The 18,057-nt window shown below is 45.4% G+C and carries 14 protein-coding genes; 3 read left to right on the forward strand and 11 right to left on the reverse strand.

The genetic code is table 11. The features are described 5' to 3' along the window. Positions 1 to 5: 5 nt before the first annotated feature. Together DPA2511_RS16740 and DPA2511_RS16745 are read left to right on the forward strand one after the other, a co-directional pair. On the forward strand, positions 6 to 1,085 hold the full coding sequence (locus DPA2511_RS16740; protein WP_023638457.1) for an ABC transporter ATP-binding protein: 1,080 nt from the start codon (positions 6 to 8) through the stop codon (positions 1,083 to 1,085). Further along, positions 1,078 to 2,385 carry an ABC transporter substrate-binding protein gene (locus DPA2511_RS16745; RefSeq protein ID WP_015854932.1) on the forward strand — a complete coding sequence of 436 codons (1,308 nt, stop codon included), beginning with the start codon at positions 1,078 to 1,080 and terminating at the stop codon, positions 2,383 to 2,385. The genes DPA2511_RS16740 and DPA2511_RS16745 overlap by 8 nt, the downstream gene beginning before the upstream one ends. A gap of 130 nt (positions 2,386 to 2,515) precedes the next feature. Here DPA2511_RS16745 and DPA2511_RS16750 read toward each other — a convergent pair whose 3' ends face one another. Together DPA2511_RS16750 and DPA2511_RS16755 are read right to left on the reverse strand one after the other, a co-directional pair. Continuing rightward, positions 2,516 to 3,064: a sugar transferase gene (locus DPA2511_RS16750; RefSeq protein ID WP_015854933.1), complete on the reverse strand. Its 549-nt coding sequence runs from the start codon at positions 3,062 to 3,064 to the stop codon at positions 2,516 to 2,518. Positions 3,065 to 3,073: 9 nt separating this feature from the next. Continuing rightward, positions 3,074 to 4,048, reverse strand: a complete 975-nt coding sequence (locus DPA2511_RS16755; RefSeq protein ID WP_023638458.1) for a UDP-glucose 4-epimerase family protein — start codon at positions 4,046 to 4,048, stop codon at positions 3,074 to 3,076. 151 nt (positions 4,049 to 4,199) lie between these two features. Here DPA2511_RS16755 and DPA2511_RS16760 point away from each other — a divergent pair, with 151 nt between their 5' ends. After that, a complete protein-coding gene (locus tag DPA2511_RS16760; RefSeq protein ID WP_015854935.1) occupies positions 4,200 to 6,086 on the forward strand; it encodes a polysaccharide biosynthesis protein in 1,887 nt (628 codons plus the stop codon). Between the two features lie 60 nt (positions 6,087 to 6,146). Here DPA2511_RS16760 and DPA2511_RS16765 read toward each other — a convergent pair whose 3' ends face one another. From DPA2511_RS16765 to DPA2511_RS16805, 9 genes are all read right to left on the reverse strand, one after another. Beyond that, positions 6,147 to 7,310, reverse strand: coding sequence for a glycosyltransferase family 4 protein (locus tag DPA2511_RS16765; RefSeq protein ID WP_226376611.1), 1,164 nt, complete (start codon positions 7,308 to 7,310; stop codon positions 6,147 to 6,149). After that, the gene (locus DPA2511_RS16770) at positions 7,279 to 8,421 is read right to left on the reverse strand and encodes a glycosyltransferase family 4 protein (protein WP_015854937.1); all 1,143 of its coding nucleotides are present in this window, start codon (positions 8,419 to 8,421) and stop codon (positions 7,279 to 7,281) included. The genes DPA2511_RS16765 and DPA2511_RS16770 overlap by 32 nt, the downstream gene beginning before the upstream one ends. Further along, positions 8,418 to 9,308 (reverse strand): GDP-mannose 4,6-dehydratase, encoded by an 891-nt coding sequence (locus DPA2511_RS16775; protein WP_015854938.1) that lies wholly within the window; start codon positions 9,306 to 9,308, stop codon positions 8,418 to 8,420. Before DPA2511_RS16775 ends, DPA2511_RS16770 begins: the two co-directional genes overlap by 4 nt. Next, entirely contained in the window at positions 9,308 to 10,342 is a 1,035-nt protein-coding gene (gene gmd, locus DPA2511_RS16780; protein ID WP_015854939.1) for a GDP-mannose 4,6-dehydratase, read from the reverse strand. The genes DPA2511_RS16775 and gmd overlap by 1 nt, the downstream gene beginning before the upstream one ends. Positions 10,343 to 10,691: 349 nt before the next feature. Next, positions 10,692 to 13,244, reverse strand: coding sequence for a glycosyltransferase family 4 protein (locus DPA2511_RS16785; protein ID WP_015854940.1), 2,553 nt, complete (start codon positions 13,242 to 13,244; stop codon positions 10,692 to 10,694). Beyond that, positions 13,244 to 13,816, reverse strand: coding sequence for a hypothetical protein (locus DPA2511_RS23760; protein ID WP_015854941.1), 573 nt, complete (start codon positions 13,814 to 13,816; stop codon positions 13,244 to 13,246). The genes DPA2511_RS16785 and DPA2511_RS23760 overlap by 1 nt, the downstream gene beginning before the upstream one ends. Before the next feature lie 295 nt (positions 13,817 to 14,111). Continuing rightward, positions 14,112 to 15,476, reverse strand: coding sequence for a phosphohexomutase domain-containing protein (locus tag DPA2511_RS16795; RefSeq protein ID WP_015854942.1), 1,365 nt, complete (start codon positions 15,474 to 15,476; stop codon positions 14,112 to 14,114). Continuing rightward, positions 15,473 to 16,903, reverse strand: coding sequence for a mannose-1-phosphate guanylyltransferase/mannose-6-phosphate isomerase (locus DPA2511_RS16800; protein WP_015854943.1), 1,431 nt, complete (start codon positions 16,901 to 16,903; stop codon positions 15,473 to 15,475). The genes DPA2511_RS16795 and DPA2511_RS16800 overlap by 4 nt, the downstream gene beginning before the upstream one ends. Positions 16,904 to 17,458: 555 nt before the next feature. Then, on the reverse strand, positions 17,459 to 17,836 hold the full coding sequence (locus DPA2511_RS16805; RefSeq protein WP_015854944.1) for a winged helix-turn-helix transcriptional regulator: 378 nt from the start codon (positions 17,834 to 17,836) through the stop codon (positions 17,459 to 17,461). Between the last annotated feature and the right edge of the window lie 221 nt (positions 17,837 to 18,057).

The following is an 18,057-nucleotide window of genomic DNA, read 5'->3' on the forward strand; positions in this document are numbered from 1 at the left end:
TGTCCATGCTACGACTGCAAAACATCTGTAAGCGCTTTGACGACAAACCGGCGCTGAAATCCTTATCGTTGGATATCGCCGACGGTGAGTTTCTGGTGCTGGTCGGCCCGTCTGGCTGTGGCAAAAGCACCCTGCTGCGCCTGTTGGCGGGGCTGGAAAACGTCAGTAGCGGCGAAATCTGGCTGGACAACGACAATATCACCGAACGTTCACCTCGCGAGCGCAACTTCGCGATGATCTTTCAAAATTATGCGTTGTTCCCACACCTGACCGTCAGAGAAAACATCACGTTCGGCATGCAAATCCGGCGAGAGCCCAAATCGACCTGGCAACCGAGACTGGAGAAAGTGGCGCAACTGCTGCAATTAGACACGCTGCTGGATCGCAAGCCCGGCAAACTCTCCGGCGGGCAACGTCAACGTGTTGCTATGGCTCGCGCCATTGTGCGCAACCCCCGGCTGTTTTTAATGGACGAACCCTTATCTAATCTCGATGCCCGCCTGCGCACCGAAGTACGCGATGGCATCATGGCGCTGCATCAGCAGTTGCGCACCAGCACCGTATACGTTACCCACGATCAGACCGAAGCCATGTCGATGGCGGATCGCATCGTGGTCATGGACAGCGGGGAATTGCAGCAGGTAGGCACGCCGGAGCAACTCTATGCTTATCCGGCCAACCTGTTCGTGGCGGGTTTTATCGGTTCTCCCGCGATGAACATTGTGACTCTGCCTTGCGCCAATGGGACGGTATTGATTGGCGAGCAGGCATTAACGTTGCCGCTTCACGCCAACCAGGCCAAAGAGGTCTTCTTCGGCATTCGCCCCGAACACATCACTGATATCACCGAGGCGGGTCAGCAAACATATTGCCTGACCGCGACGGTACGACAACGAGAACTGATGGGGGCTGAGTATCTACTGCATGTCAGCACCCCGATCGGCAACTTGCGTTATTGCCGCAAAAATCGCGGCGAAGCGCCGGCGGTGGGCGACACCGTCACGATTGGTTTTTCCCCTTTGGATATTCACCTTTTCAATGCCGATACCCGGCAGAATTTATACCAGGAGACCGCACATGAGTAAGTTCAAGGCGTTGACGCTCGGCGTCACGCTCGCCTTCACGGGCACGGCGTTGGCAAAGCAAAACATTGATTTCATGTTCCCAGCGCCGGTGGACGGCAAGCTGACCATGGAAATGACCCGCGTTATCAAAGAATTCAACAACTCACAACAGGATGTGGAAGTTCGCGGTATCTTCACCGGCAACTACGACACCACCAAAATGAAGGCCGAAGCCGCTCAAAAGGCTGGCCAACCGCCCGCTTTGGTGATCATGTCCGCTAACTTCACCACCGATCTGGCGTTGAAAAACGAAATTCTGCCGATGGATGAGTTGTTTAAGTACGGCAGCGAAAAAGCAGGGCCGTTCCTGATGAACGAGTTCTGGCCCGCCATGCACCAGAATGCACAGGTGATGGGCGTCACCTACGCGATTCCATTCCACAACTCGACGCCAATCCTGTATTACAACAAGACAATGTTCGATCAGGCGGGGATCAAGCAAGCGCCGCAAACCTGGCAGGAACTACTCGCCGATGCCAAAAAACTGACTGATCAGAGCAAAGGCCAGTGGGGCATCATGTTGCCGTCCACCAACGACGACTACGGCGGTTGGATCCTCTCGGCGCTGGTACGCGCTAATGGCGGGAATTACTTCAACAGTAGCTATCCGGGCGAAGTCTATTACAACGTTCCGACCACCATCGGTGCGCTGCGCTTCTGGCAGAATTTGGTCTACAAGGACAAAGTCATGCCGTCCGGCGTGCTGGATTCCAAACAGATCAGCGCTACGTTTTTCTCGGGCAAACTGGGGATGGCGATGCTAAGCACGGGCGCACTGGGCTTTATGCGCGAAAACACCAAAGATTTCGAACTCGGCGTGGCCATGCTGCCGGCCAAAGAGCAGCGCGCGGTACCGATTGGCGGCGCCAGCCTGGTCAGCTTCAAGGGGATTTCCGAAGAGCAGAAGAAGGCGGCCTATCAGTTCCTGACTTATCTGGTCAGCCCGCAGGTCAACGGCAGTTGGAGCCGCTTCACCGGCTATTTCTCACCACGAAAAGCCGCTTACGATACGCCGGAAATGAAGTCCTATCTGGAGAAAGATCCGCGTGCGACCATCGCGCTGCAACAGCTCAAGTACGCGCATCCGTGGTACTCCACCTATGAAACGGTAGCGGTGCGCAAGGCGATGGAAAATCAGTTAGCCGCCCTCGTGAACGACGAAAAGGTTACGCCGGAAGCCGCTGCCCAAACGGCGCAACAGGAAGCCGATACCATCATGAAGCCGTATACCGACCAGACGGCGTTGGCCCCGGTGAAATAACGCATCAACCAATCACCACCTCCCGAGGAGGTGGTTTACAGCTGACAATAAAACGTCACGATGCCGGCATAACCGGCATCGTGGTTTATCGACAGTCGTTTATCGACAGTCGTTTATCAACAGTCGTTTATCAACGTACCCGATCGCCAGCGCCTTTACCGACGACCGTTTGAACCAGGTAGCTAAAATAATGTTTCACCGACAAGGTCTGGATCATGCGTTGATCCCACTCCGCCAGTTTCTGAGGCGTAGACATGTCGATAGCATTCACCTGTGCCAGACCGGTAATCCCCGGCAATACATCAAATACACCGCGCGCCTGACGCTCGGCTATCAGCTCTTGTTGATTAAACAGACACGGGCGCGGCCCCACCAGACTCATTTCCCCCCTGAGCACATTAATCAGCTGGGGCAACTCATCAAGTTTGGTTTTACGCAAAAATGCACCTAACGGCGTCACCGAGCTACGGCTGGCAAGGTGCGTCGCCACCGACTCTGTCGCCACCGCCATCGTGCGAAACTTGATCAGATTAAATGGCCGCTGATGCCGCCCGACACGCTGTTGGATAAACACCGGCGAACCGGTATCAAATAATCCCAACACATAAACGATCAACATCACCGGCCACAGGCATAACACCCCAACCAGCGCCAGTAATACATCCAAGACACGCAACATAATAATCGGTCAACCTTCTTTGGATAGAGATGTGGAAACACCAGACATTTCCGCCAGAAATGCCTGCGCTGTGATGGAAATTGCCTGATGGTAGGAGAACGCAGGCTGCCAGCCAAGTTGCTGCCGGGTTTCACGCACATCCACTTGCAGCGACCCAAGCAAACGCTCCGCTACAGCAGATTTACCAAGCGAAGCCGCCGCACTTTTTAGTATCCATGCTGGCAGCGGCCAGCACCGGTTTTTCACCCCCAACGCCGTGGCCATATCCGCCAATAGCCCAGAGGTGGAAACGTCATGGTCATCCGACACCAGCCACACATGCCCCGGCGCTTTCGGATGATGCAGAACCAGCAAAATCAAATCAGCCAGATTATCCACAAACACCAGGCTGCGTTGGTTATGAACCGCCGCCAACGGTAACGGCACGCCTTTACGTACCCAATTCATCATCGAGCGGAAATTGGCTTTCACGCCCGGCCCATACACCAATGGCGGGCGAATAATGACCACTTCGAGACCGGTTTCCTGTGCCAGACGCATCAACCCCTGTTCAGCTTCATACTTGCTCAAGCCGTAAGGATCAGCCGGCGGTACGGCTACATCCGGCTGAAAAGGTTGACCAGGTTGAGTGGTCTCACCGTTCACTTTGATTGAACTGATAAAGACAAACCGTTTAACGCCAGTTTCTGCGGCCTGCTGCGCTAACCGTAATGTTCCTGCGACATTGGTTTCTCGATACAGTGCCAGCGCATCAACACCATCCTGCATCTGGTGCACTCTGGCAGCGCAATGCACTACTGCGTCCACACCGATTAATGCTGGCGTCCAGTCCGTCGTGGCCGTCAGATTGGCGCGAATCATCGCACTACCGCTTGGGTCTACGCGCTCGCTGCCATGCAGCACACAAGTTATACCTCGCTCGTTTGCCAGAGCGACCACTCGGCGCCCGATGAAACCGCCACTTCCCGTTACTAAAATATTCAATACTATTACCTTCCCGAATGGCTCAGTGCATGATACCCGGCATTGAAACATAACTAAAATTAAGATAAGCACATCTGGTCAATACTCTATTAGGTCACTAAAATGATCTGCTAATCTCATTCCATTGTCTCACACGGACATCCAGGCTCTGATGTTTAAACTTATTCCGCTTTTGCTTAATGCAGAACGCGCCACCAAACGCATCGTAACTGTACTCTATGATGTTGTCGCAATTACTATTTCGCTCTATCTGGCCGTTGCCGTCCGTTTAGGCACCACCGATTTCCCCATCGGTTATGCTGAGATAGCCAGCTTCGTCGTCACGTTATCCATCACTATCTTCGTTTTCATACGCTGCGGTATGTACCGTGCCGTACTGCGCTACATGATGCTACCCGCTATAGGATATGTGTTTTTGTCTGTCTTCCTATCCGCCATCAGTCTGGCGCTAAGTAGCTTCTTTTTTCAGTCTTTTGTTCCGCGCAGCGTCCCGTTTATTTATGCAGGTTTAGCGACGCTTGCGCTGGGTAGCCCTCGCGTACTTATCCGAACATTTTATTACCACTACTATAAGCGTCAGAAACCAAACGTTTTTATCTATGGCGCCGGCGCTACCGGGCGAGACTTGCTCTACGCTCTGATTCAGGGAGATGAGTATCATCCCGTCATTATCCTGGATGATGACGAGAAAAAGATTGGTCAAATTATTTGCGGCATAAAAGTGCATCACAGCAGTGAATTTGAGAAATTGAAACCGTTGTATCACCCGGTTAAATTATTATTAGCCATCAACAATATACAAAAAGGTCAACGTCTGAGATTGCTGGAGAAACTCTCTCATTGGCCGATCGAAGTACAATCTGTCCCTGCGGTTGAAGACATCGCAGCCGGTAAGGCTACCGCCACAGAAATACGCGATCTGGATGTCGCTGATTTACTTGGAAGAGAAGCTGTTGATCCCGATAGACAGCTAATGGCGAAAAACATTACCAATAAATCAGTGATGGTGACAGGTGCCGGCGGTTCAATTGGTTCCGAACTGTGCCGACAGATTTTGACGCAACGGCCACGAATCTTGGTGCTGTTTGAGCTGAATGAGTACAACCTATATACCATCGATCAGGAACTGCAAGGGATTAAAAAACGCCTGATGCTGGCAACAAAAATTGTTACGGCACTCGGGTCGGTACAAAAGCAGAACCGGATTCAAAAGCTAATCCATGCCAACCAAATCGAGACCATCTATCATGCTGCAGCCTATAAACACGTACCGCTGGTTGAAGACAATGTGATCGAAGGGATTCGCAATAATGTTTTCGGTACCTTAGCCTGCGCCGAAGCCGCAATAGCGGAAGGAGTCAAAAACTTCACGCTGATCTCTACCGACAAAGCTGTGCGCCCGACCAATATTATGGGTGCCAGTAAACGGATGGCAGAATTAATTTTGCAAGCACTGGCTGAACGGCAAAACCCGACAACATTCACCATGGTGCGTTTCGGCAATGTATTAGGCTCATCAGGTTCCGTCGTCCCGCTGTTTAAAAAACAGATCCGACAAGGTGGCCCGGTAACAGTCACCCACCCAGATATTATCCGTTACTTCATGTTAATTCCTGAAGCGGCACAACTGGTAATACAAGCGGGCGCCATGGGGATTAATGGACAGGTATTTGTATTAGATATGGGAGAGCCAGTCAAAATACTCGACCTGGCCCGCAGAATGATTAACCTAATGGGCATGAAAGGGTATATAGAAGGACAGGGGCACGTTGAAGAAGGCGATATAGCGATTAAATTCACGGGATTACGCCCTGGGGAAAAACTCTATGAGGAGTTATTGATCGGTGAAAATGTGGAAGGAACTAGCCATCCCAAAATCATGACCGCACAAGAAGAAAAATTGAGCTGGCAGGACATGGAGTCATTACTGAAAGATCTTGATATGTATTGCCACGACTTCGACGTTAATAAAATTAAAGAGATTCTGCTACAGGCACCAACAGGTTATAACATCGAGTGTTATAGAGATCCTCATTGAGGATAACGCTTGCCACAGACACTTACATTTCAGATGCAAGGGTGCTATGCACCCTATTAACTATATATGCTTATCTTTAGCATTGTTTGCAATGACTCTCTTATAGAGACTCATATAGCTGTCCACCATATGGGCGGCAGTAAAATTCTCGCTGAACCGCTGCTTTGCAAGCCTTCCCATATTCCGAGACTTTTCAACATCGAGCCACAGGGTCATTAATGCATTTTTCAATGCGACAGGATCTGCAGGCGGGACGGCGATCCCTGTTACCTGATCCTGGTTAATATAGGTTGTTCCAGTCCCTATTTCACAGGAAATCATTGGTTTACCATACATTGCAGCTTCAAGTAATGTCATACCATACGCTTCTGAACGAAGGTGAGATGGAAATACGACGCCGCTACATAATTCGAGTAACGCACATTTATCTTCATCAGATAATGCGCCAAGAAAATGAGTATTTTTTAAACCTAATGAGATAGCCTGCGACTTCAATTCACTCTCACAAGGCCCCTCTCCTACAATAACCAATGGATAATCAATATCTCTCATGGCTTCAAGCAAAAAAGATAGTCCCTTGTAATAACGCAAGAACCCAACAAAAAGGAAAAAACGCTCACCAAACTGATTTTTCCATTTATCAAGGAGAGGTTGTGTTGACGGCTGATATGAATCAGGATCCAAACCAAAAGGAATAATTTCCACCGGCTTTATTAGCGATTGTAAGACTGGGCTGGTAGCAACATAATTTGGCGACGATGCTACAACGCTATCAACACTATTCAGAAAGCGTTTCATCAACGGCTGATAAAGTTTAAGCAGATACTTCTGTTTCACAATATCAGAATGATAACTGACTACTGCTGGTTTATTTGCCTTGGCAATAAAATGTACCAAGTCCATATAAGGCCATGGAAAATGATAATGTATTATATCTGCCTGTCTCGCTAACTCTTGGAAATCCCTTATGACAGATAGAGAGAAACCTGTTGAAGCCAGATAGAGATCCTGCCGAGATGTATGAACCTGATGGTGTCCAATAACTCCATTTTTAGATGAACCATCTGGGCTCAATGAAAGTACATCAACCATCGCCCCTTGTCTGGATGCACCTTCTGCTAGTTGATAAATAACTTGCTGAACACCACCATAAGCCACTGGATAATACGTTTTAAAAAATGTAATATTCTCATCAGTTATTAATAACTTTTTGATAAACTTCAATAGTCTGCTCTGCACATTGTTGCCAGGAGAACTCACTGGCTCGTTGTAATCCTTTACTGATAGCAGCACCTCTCCAGACACCGTCGTCAATAGCCTGAATAAGCAGGGCCGTCATACATTCTATATCATCTGGTTTACACATAAGCCCCGCCTCTCCCACTACTTCCGGTAAGGAAGAAGAATCAGAACACACAACCGGAACACCCGATGCGATGGCTTCGAGAACTGGCAGCCCAAACCCTTCATATAACGAAGGGAAACAAAATACCCTTGCGCCGGAAAACAGGATCGGCAGCGCCTTGGCAGGCAAATAACCAAGATAGCGTGCCCATCCCTCACGCTGCGCCGTTTCAAGGCGTAGCATGATGGATTCGTTATGCCACCCTTGGTATCCCGTTAAAATCAAAGGAATTCTGCGGCGACAGTCAAGCGGAAGCCGGGAGTATGCATCCAATAGCGCAACCAGATTCTTACGAGGCTCAATCGTACCGACATATAAAGAGTAGTGTTGATACGTCAATTGGTACTGCGACAATATCTCCCGGCACTCTTCCGGATCTCGTTGATGAAAATCGGGGGAACAGGCTAAAGGAACAGAGTAAATACGCTCAATCGGCCAGTTGAAATAATTAGCGACTTCCTGCCGTGTATACATTGAGTCGGTGATTAATGCATCGGCACTGGCAAGCGTTTTAAGGATCTCTTTTTGCCGGAACCGGTTCCGTTGCGGGGTATTACATTGAGCCCAAGTAAATGGCGACAGATCGTGGAAGGTAGCTATCTTTTTTCCAGGGAAAGGCGGCAAAAAGAAATTAGGTCCATGATAAAGATAATCATCATGATTTTTCAGTGCGGCTTTTTTCAATAGAGGTACCAACAACCGATAAATCTCAGTCGCCAAATAGCTTTTTTGCACCCATTGTTTCAGGCCATACTGAATATCCGAACACTCATTAACCTGAGGTAATTCGCGGAGAAATTGTCTGCCGGAGAAAAACTTGAGATCTGAAAGCTGGGATGCCTGCATCAAGGCTGATGCAAGCTCCCAAGTATAACGACCAATGCCGGTTAGCGGAAACCGAATCGGCTCGACAGATAATATAACCTTCACTTTGACTCCAGCATCCAATGGAGCGTGTCTTCAAGCTTCAGCGTCTGCCACTCGCCAATCAGAGAACGCAATAAGCTGGCATCGCCGCATAACGTCGTGACTTCGTTCGCCCTGACAAAAGCAGGATTAACCCGCATTTCGATTTTATGGCCGGAGATCGATTCACACAACGCGACCACTTCGCGCAGACTATGCGTTTCGCCGGAACAGACGTTAACCACATGACCTGAGGCTTTCGCCGCAATAAGCCGGGCATAGGCCTGAACTAAAGAACGGACATCGCTGAAATCACGCCAAACATCCAGATTACCGAGCTCAATGACATTCGCCTTGCGCTTGAAGTGGGCGACAATCTTGGGCAAAAGGAAATTTTCGGCTTGACCAACACCCGTATAATTGAAAGGGCGGGTGATAATAATCGGCAAACGATCCATCCACAAACGAGCCATAAACTCCATGGATAGTTTGCTAACAGCATAATCATTCGCCGGATCCGGCAAAGTATTTTCAGACAGCACACCTGCAGAACGATTGCCATACACATTCGCACTGCTGGCAATCAGGATCGCCTCTGGGGCTTGCGGCATCTGCGCCAAACATTCGAGCAGATTGCGAGTACCGACGACGTTCACCTGGTAAAAATCATTCGGATTACCATGACCAACAAATGCTAGCGCGGCAAGATGAATAACAACGTGAGGCTGAATCTGCTCAATCGCCTGCCCAAGCGCAGCCCGATCCGCCAGATCGACCTGATAAAAATCTTTTTCCGACGAAGGTTGGGTTCCCAAACCAAAAACCCTATAGCCAGAGGCTAACATTTCGGCCGCCATATAGCGGCCGGTGAAGCCCTGAATTCCAGTTATCAAGACACGTTTTTCGGTCATCAGAAAGAGAATCCTGCTTCATTACGACGGATATCTTCTGTCACCATCATCTGACAGAGTTCTTCCAGTGTAGTTTTAGGCGCCCATCCCAGTTTTTCCTTGGCATAGGCCGGATTACCAATCAGCAGTTCGACTTCCGCCGGACGGTAGAATTTCGGGTTCACGCGAACCAGAGCCTTACCGGCGTCCACATCGATACCTACTTCACCTTCTGCAGAGCCTTCAAATTTCAATGTGAAACCAGCAGCCTTAAATGCCATAGAGACGAAGTCACGCACGGTTTCAGTTCTATTGGTCGCCAGCACATACGTATCCGGTGTGTCTGCTTGCAGCATACGCCACATACCTTCAACATATTCCTTGGCAAAACCCCAGTCGCGCTTTGCATCAAGGTTCCCCAACTCCAACACATCCAGTTTGCCCAGCTTGATTTTGGCTACTGAGTCGGTGATTTTGCGTGTTACGAATTCGCGACCGCGCAACGGAGACTCGTGGTTGAACAGAATGCCGCTACAAGCAAAAATGTCATAACTTTCGCGGTAGTTGATAGTCATCCAATGAGCATATAATTTCGCAACACCATAAGGGCTGCGAGGATAAAACGGTGTACTTTCAACCTGTGGGATAGCCTGAACCTTACCAAACATTTCTGATGTGGATGCCTGATAAAAGCGGATTTTCGGATTTACAATACGGATAGCCTCTAACAGATTCAAAGGACCAATCCCTGTAATTTCCGCAGTTGTCACCGGCTGTTCAAAAGAAACACCGACAAAACTTTGCGCAGCGAGGTTATACACTTCCGTGGCCTGAGTCGTTTGCAGAAGACGAATACTGGCGGAAAGGTCTGTCAAATCATATTCAACCAAATGCATATTGGGATGCTTATCAATACCCAGCTCTTCAATTCGCCAGAAGTTAACGGAACTAGTACGACGATAGGTACCGTATACCGTATAACCTTTATCTAACAATAATTCAGCCAGGTAAGCACCGTCTTGACCAGTAATTCCAGTAACGACTGCGGATTTCATAGATAATGCTCCAAGTTAAAATATGAATTTCATAATAATAAACAAAATGCAATCATCTGCATCAGCTTATACTTTCATATAAAGTAAAAAGTAGTATGACAGATATTACATACCCGACATCCTCTGTAAAAAAACAATAACCTTAGGTTCTTTCCTTAAAGTTCTTAGAGAATGCCTCGGGGATTTTTTAATAAAAAGTCAAAATTATCTGAGCTATTTTATAATCATGTCGGCATTAAAACAATCTCAACATGACAATTTAAAAGCCAGCTAAAACTGACACCAACCAAACTCTATTTCAAACACATCACACAATAATATAAAAACGTAACCCCAAAAGAACGCTGCTTTATTTTAATTCAGCATTAATATCTAACGAGGTTAAAAGTTGTCGAGCGCTTTGTTTCCATGTCAACCAAGGCATAGTAATCGATTTGGGGTGTTTATCCGCTTTAAAGAGTGCTAACCAATCAACAAACTCCTGAGCAATATCCTTCGCTGATTTGTTAACAAAATAATAAGCATGCTCGCCGGCGATTTCACGAAATACAGGAATATCTCGTGCAATAATCGGAATACCATGCTGAGCAGCTTCAATCAACGGCAAGCCAAAACCTTCATCTTCGCTGGCTATAACTAACCCTGATGATATTGAATACAGCGAATCTAGACATTCATCAGAAATGCCGTTGCACCAAAAGAAACGGTTATTTAACTCCGGGTGTACACCGATCTGAGTAACTAGCTTATCAACGCCCCACCCTTTCTTCCCGACAAAGACAAGATTGACGTTTATATCCTGAGACCACAATATATTGAATACATCCAAAATTTGCTGTTGCTGCTTTCTTGGTTCTATGGTACCAACCATTAAAAAAGTGGGATTTTGTTTTAAATGGGATATCATTTTCTTCTCAATATCAGATATCCCTTTAGTTGGTAACGATGATTCCATATTAGCACCAAGGTGGAACGACCTTACGATAAAGTTCTTCCTAACTTTTATATCATTTTTTTCTATATAGTGTTCCACTTGATCGGCAACAGCTTTTGATATACACACGACGCCTTGTGATTTTAATACAGACTCAAACCAGACTTTAAACTCCTGACACAGTTCCGGCCAGAAATATTGAGGGAGATTCAATGGTAAAAGGTCATATACCACATGATAGACATTGACGCCTTTGCTAATTAAGTAGTCGGTTCTTAGTTCGTGTGAAATGGCAAGCGATGGGTGCAAATCCAGGAACAACAAGGTATCACCGGAAATAAAATCGATATCAATCATCATTGATGCATCATAATACTGTTCACCCATGATTTCATCTAACAGCTCTTTAGCTATTTTAAAAAAATTATCTTCTGGTGTTTTATAGATAGGATAAACATCCAATCGATCCAATCCACCACGAATTAACTCAAAAGAAATAGCCCTTACCACACGCTGGATGCCCGTGCGATCCCCATTAACCATAACCGCGCTAACATCTAGGTAAAGTCTATTTTTTCTATTTGCTATAGCCGGATATGTCTCTGCAATTGATTGAGAGATACAAGCCAGAGTTGAATGACTTAATTCTTCAACACCTTTTAGCGAGATTATCTTCTTAATAATCTCGCCAACTGTATTCTCCACATTAAAATCCGAGTTAGAGGAAAGAGAGCAGCCATCCCGTTGGTTGACCAGATTCTGCATAATCGCTAATAACTCGCAGGCGCTTGCATCCCAAGAGAAACGGCTGGATTGTTCAACTGCATATTTTTTCAATCGGGAATAAAAATCGCCATCGACAATAGCGGATTCAATTTTTTTAGCGATATCATCAACACTGTAGGGATCAAAATATGCGCCTTCCAAACTATTAATTTCTATGATACTAGAAGTTCCAGAGCTCAGAACCGCGGCACCGCAGGACATCGCTTCAAGTACCGGTAAGCCGAAGCCTTCCCGATAAGAAGGAAATACAAAAAGATAACATAAATTATAAAGAGAGATCAGCTCATCATCACTAACAAATCCGGTAAATACAACGTTATCATTAATACCGAGTTTCGTTAGCATTGCTCGATGTACCTGTTGCTCACTACCTAATTCTTTACCTACCATCACAAGTTGATAATTTTCTTTTATCTCATTGGGAAGTAAAGAGAAAGCCTTATATAAACTATCCAGATTCTTATGTGCGTCCCCGCCACCCGAATACAGAATGAATGGTTTTACTATTCCCACCCGGCCCAAAAAATTCGCTTTTTCATTTTCAGACAAGACGAGGGGTTTGAATTTATCTTTATCTACTGCGTTATGGATAGAATAAACTTTTTCTGATCTAACATCGCAGTATTTTAATATTTCATTTTTTGAATGATTTGAAACTGTCACCAGAGCATCAGAGCTAACAGCTGCGTCAATTTTCTCCTGATACCAAGATTTTGTTATCGCATTAGCAAGGTAGACATCAGGTTGTGATAATGGAATGACATCATGCAAAGTTGTCACATATACTGCATCACCGACATAATGCTTTCGCACCGACGTGGGTGCTGAATCAAAAAAACCTTCCTGCAAGTTAGTCGAAAAAATAACATCTGGAGAAAATGAACTCAGAAAAGCTTCACGTAATATTTCTGCCGAATGCATTTTTAAATAAGTATCACGTTGTTGCCCAGAAAACTCTAGAAATTGTTGCCAAACAACAATATTTGATTGGGGTAATACTTCCTGAAAATAATCCCTGATCCCTCTGATAGATTCAGGAAATGCACCGTTAAGAGCAAGAAAGACCTCATGCTCCTTTGAATTATTAATAAACGCTTTTACAAGATCAAATGTATAACGCCCAACACCACGATGAGAAGAAAAAGGAGTTTGAGCTCCTTGCATATCGATAATAATTCTCATCAGGAATTTTCCTTATTTTTTATCTGTCTCTTCATGTTATAGTAAATATCTAACGCAAATGGACTTAAACATGAAAAATCCACATTATCATATTCATTTATCGGTGAGTAATAAGAATTTTTAGAATATTGATAAGCAGGGCTTATTGCGAATTTCCTAACCCGCTGTTTGATACTTGGGAATTTATTTAATATACGAAGGGCGATTCGCTTTAGAAAAGGGATTTTTGAAACAAAAGGTATACCGTATTTTAATATTTTCTTTACCAAAGACTTAATAAAACTAATGGGAAGCACTGACCTAATAAAATAATTTATTATACGAATAGGTGCGGTTATCTTCCACGATTTACTATGAGTGACAGCATATAAATGCTGTTCGCATTGTTCTAATTTGAAAAGAGTTTTTTTATTCTCATCTTGCAGTTCACACAACTGCTTATGATAGGCATCAATTCTCTGTTTATATATAACATTCAACTTTCTGCTTTCTTTCAGTTGCAGAGTTTTATCTTCTAGACTGCCAATAGTAAGGCTTTCTTTCTCTTGTATATTCATTTTCTCAGGATGCATATTTCCAGCTTTTTGATTAAATGAGCCAAGTTACTATTCTTATAAAGAATAGCACTCAATAATAATAACTAAAGTAACCATATATATCTGAATACTCAGAAGCCAGTAATAGTTTTAAAATCACAGACTTCGAAAATACGAGCCGGTTTTATTTATAATCAAAAAACAGATGAAAGAAAAACATAAAACATTGAACAGACGATATATAATTAATGTAGAATAATAACGATATACAACTTGGCATCATTAGGAATTAATCCTAATGATGCCAGAGTAACATCACAACCCTCGAATGTTACTCACTCTTAATTAAATTCTCGACTTCTGCTACCTTCTGCCATACCAGATCGGTCAAAGCCCGAGTTTCAATATTCAGACGAAGAAGCGGCTCAGTATTAGATGTGCGTACATTAAAACGCCATTCCGGCATATCCATACCCAATCCATCGGTACGGTCAATATTGATAGCCTCTGCTTTAAAGGCATTTTCAATCTGGATAATAACATCTTTGGCATCACTGACTTTATAGTTGATTTCACCGCTGCACGGATAAGCATTAACGCGGGTACCAATCAGCGCAGATAATGTTACCCCTTTGGAAGACAACAATTCAGCGACCAATAACCAAGGGATCATACCGCTATCGCAATAAGCAAAATCACGGAAATAATGATGGGCGCTCATTTCCCCGCCATAAATGGCATTTTCCGCACGCATGCGCTCCTTGATAAAAGCATGGCCAGTTTTACTCTGAACCGGAATACCTCCCGCTTTATTGACTACCTCAATCGTATTCCAGGTCAAACGTGGATCATGGATAATCTTGGCACCGGGATTCTTAGCAAGAAAAGCTTCAGCCAAAAAGCCAACAATATAGTAACCTTCGATGAACTCCCCGTTTTCATCGAACAGAAAACAGCGATCAAAATCACCATCCCATGCAATCCCTATATCTGCCTGATGTAATTTGACCGCATCTGATGTCACAGAACGATTTTCAGGCAACAAGGGATTAGGGATACCGTTAGGGAAACGTCCATCAGGTTCATGATGGATCTTAATAAACTCGATAGGGATATGTTGTTTCTGAAATCGTGATTCAATTTCATCAATAACATGCCCAGCAGCACCATTTCCGGCATTGACCACTAATTTCAGCGGTTTCAGTTTTCCCGCATCAATATAAGACATTAGGTGATCAACATATTCATTCAGCAAGGAACGTTTTATATAGTTTCCTTTGCGCTCAGAAGTATTAAATTGTCCAGATGCAGCCAGATCGCGAATATCATTTAATCCCGAATCACCGCTAATTGGTTTAGCGCCGCGTCCTACCAATTTCATACCGTTATAATCCATTGGGTTATGGCTGGCAGTAACCTCAATAGCACCATCCACATCCAAATGAAAAGCAGCAAAATAGATTTCTTCTGTCCCTGTCATGCCAAGATCGATAACATCGACCCCAGCATCCCTTAAACCATCAGACAATGCGGACTTCAACTCTTCACTGCTTAAACGAATATCACCGCCGACAGCAACTGTTCGGGCATTCAGATATTGGCCAAATGCACGACCGACACGATATGCAATATCTGCATTTAATTCATTCCCCAAGCGGCCCCTAATATCATAAGCCTTAAAGCACGCTAAACTCATTGAACTAAACTCCCATCATCATCAAACCGAATAATATCATCATCACCAAGATATTCTCCGCTCTGTACTTCGATCATAATGAGATCTATAACGCCGGGGTTTTCAACCCGATGCTGCTCGCCAGCTGGAATATAGGTAGACTGATTGGTCGAAAGAAAAATATTCTTATTACCGTTCACGATCTTGGCAGCTCCAGACATCACTATCCAGTGCTCACTTCTGTGGTGATGTAATTGCATGCTCAGTTTGGCGCCAGGTTTAACAACAATTCGATTAATCTTGAAATTGCTGCCTTCTTCCAAAATCGTTGACGTCCCCCAGGGACGGTGAACAGTACGGTGAATTTTATAAGCCTGGTGGCCTTTGGCTTTGAGCTGATTGTATATGGATTTAACATCCTGACCATTATCTTTGCTCGCCACCAACAAAGCATCTGGAGTATCAACAATAACCAGATTTTCTACGCCAACAGCGCCGATAACCCGCTCATCAGCTTTGATATAACAGTTGCTCGCGTTATGGGTGAGAACGTCGGCGTCCCCCTCCACCGTATTACCACTGCTATCGGTTTTGCCTAATTCGCCCAACGCGGTCCAAGAACCGATATCACACCAGCCGATATCGCAGGGAACGACGGAAACCTGTTTAGATTTCTCCATTACTGCATAGTCGATGGAGATGTCTTTAACCTGAGCAAAAGTCTCCATATCCAATTCAAGCTGCGTTGCGCCATTACCCTCCAGTTGTCGGGAAACACTCATGCTGTGTTCAACATCAGCCAGAACCTGGGGGCAAAGCGTCTGCATTTCTCTCAAGATCGTTCCGCAGGAGAAACAGAACATGCCGGAGTTCCACAAGTAGTCACCCGCTTCGATATATTCCAGGGCTTTATTGAAGGACGGCTTTTCAACAAATCGCTCAACCTGACTCCCCTGGTATTTGATGTAACCATAACCGGTTTCAGGTTTTTCAGGTTTAATCCCGAAAGTGACCAGTTTCGACTGTGCAGCCAGCGACGCGGCCTGAGACACGGCGCAAACAAAAGCGTCGCTATTCTTGATCAGATGATCCGCAGCCAGAATCATCAAAACCGCATCATCACCATATTTTTTATGAGTCAGTAAGGCTGCGGATGCAATCGCTGCAGCGGTATTGCGCCCGACCGGTTCCAGGATGTACGAAATCGGAGTAACACCTTTATAGACTTCTGAAAATGCATCCACAGCCTTAAAAAGCAAATCCTTGTTCGTCACAGTGACGATCTCTTTGACACCGTCGAACGATAGCGCTCTCAATAACGCTTTCTGAATCAGACTTTCCCCATCCGATAAACGAATGAACGGCTTCGGGTGTTGCTCCCGTGATACAGGCCAAAGACGCGATCCACTGCCACCACACATGATCACGGGAATAATTATTGTTGACAAACTAACCTCCTGAACCACGGCCCTTGCTTGAACCTTGGTGGATTTAACTATCTAAACGTACCAGCTGACCAAGCAATTTATTAAAAACGTGTTTTAAAAAAAAGCTACCGCCCGGGAGTTTTCACTCCCGCTCATCACTACCACCACATTTTTTCGAGACACAGCGCTACCAGTGACAACAACAAAATGAAAAATAATAACTTTTATTAATCATTAAAGATCATGTCTCACTGTTCCAACCTAATACATAAATGCGAGCCCTGACCTGATACATAGGGCTCAAATGCTGAAAACCGTATCGCGCATCATGATACTACAAGCTGACATGTACATTTAGTGCTAACTTGTGGCGGTGTCCCTCAATGGACAAATTCCACACAACCGCTCATTTAAATATGCATAGCCTAATCCATAAACAGCCTAAAAAAATAAAGATTTATCTGGAAATTATCTTTATTAACCTTCAGTTATCGCAAAAACAAATTCGTTAAGATGCGAATAAAAAATTTTAGACTGCCTTCAAATAACAGGTTGATTAGAAGTCAATGATGTCGCTCAAATCGATGAACCGGCTGGTTCCGTATTGTCATACCGCTGCTGAGCCCGCGTGATTTCACCGATATTATCCTCCGCCCAATGCGTCAGGTCATGAATGGTTTTTACCAGTGTTTGGCCTAGAGAGGTGATGGAATACTCAACTGTTACGGGGACTGTCGCGAATGCCTGGCGGTGTACCAGCCCGTCTCGTTCCAAATTTTTCAAGGTCTGGGAAAGCACCTTCTGCGATACACCTTCGATATCTCGTCTTAACTGGTTAAATCTCATCGATTCATCGGATAAACGATCGAGAATCAGCAGCGACCACTTGTTGGATAATCGGTCCAGCACCAACCGTGCCGGACACGTTTTATGATAGACATTGAATTCGGACACCCTGGATACTCCTCTTCACACACAAATAGGCGGTCGCTATAACGCCGCGTAAGACACGTCAGACTGTATCCTCAAGAGAGTTGGTTTCTTTTTAACACCAGGTAAAAGACAAACACAACCGCACAACGCATTATCTGAAAAATCTCAGTACACAACGATAAGCACCGCTATGCGAGCACAGTAATGCGGCCCATAGAATAGCGCCCATGATGAAAAAACCG

The sequence above is a fragment of the Musicola paradisiaca NCPPB 2511 genome (assembly GCF_000400505.1).
Classification (GTDB): domain Bacteria; phylum Pseudomonadota; class Gammaproteobacteria; order Enterobacterales; family Enterobacteriaceae; genus Musicola; species Musicola paradisiaca.

Coding starts and splice junctions, on each gene's coding strand:
- DPA2511_RS16740 (WP_023638457.1), top strand. CDS start 6: ATGCTACGACTGCAAAACATCTGTAAGCGCTTTGACGACAAACCGGCG.
- DPA2511_RS16745 (WP_015854932.1), top strand. CDS start 1,078: ATGAGTAAGTTCAAGGCGTTGACGCTCGGCGTCACGCTCGCCTTCACG.
- DPA2511_RS16750 (WP_015854933.1), bottom strand. CDS start 3,064: ATGTTGCGTGTCTTGGATGTATTACTGGCGCTGGTTGGGGTGTTATGC.
- DPA2511_RS16760 (WP_015854935.1), top strand. CDS start 4,200: ATGTTTAAACTTATTCCGCTTTTGCTTAATGCAGAACGCGCCACCAAA.
- DPA2511_RS16775 (WP_015854938.1), bottom strand. CDS start 9,308: ATGACCGAAAAACGTGTCTTGATAACTGGAATTCAGGGCTTCACCGGC.
- gmd (WP_015854939.1), bottom strand. CDS start 10,342: ATGAAATCCGCAGTCGTTACTGGAATTACTGGTCAAGACGGTGCTTAC.
- DPA2511_RS16785 (WP_015854940.1), bottom strand. CDS start 13,244: ATGAGAATTATTATCGATATGCAAGGAGCTCAAACTCCTTTTTCTTCT.
- DPA2511_RS23760 (WP_015854941.1), bottom strand. CDS start 13,816: ATGCATCCTGAGAAAATGAATATACAAGAGAAAGAAAGCCTTACTATT.
- DPA2511_RS16795 (WP_015854942.1), bottom strand. CDS start 15,476: ATGAGTTTAGCGTGCTTTAAGGCTTATGATATTAGGGGCCGCTTGGGG.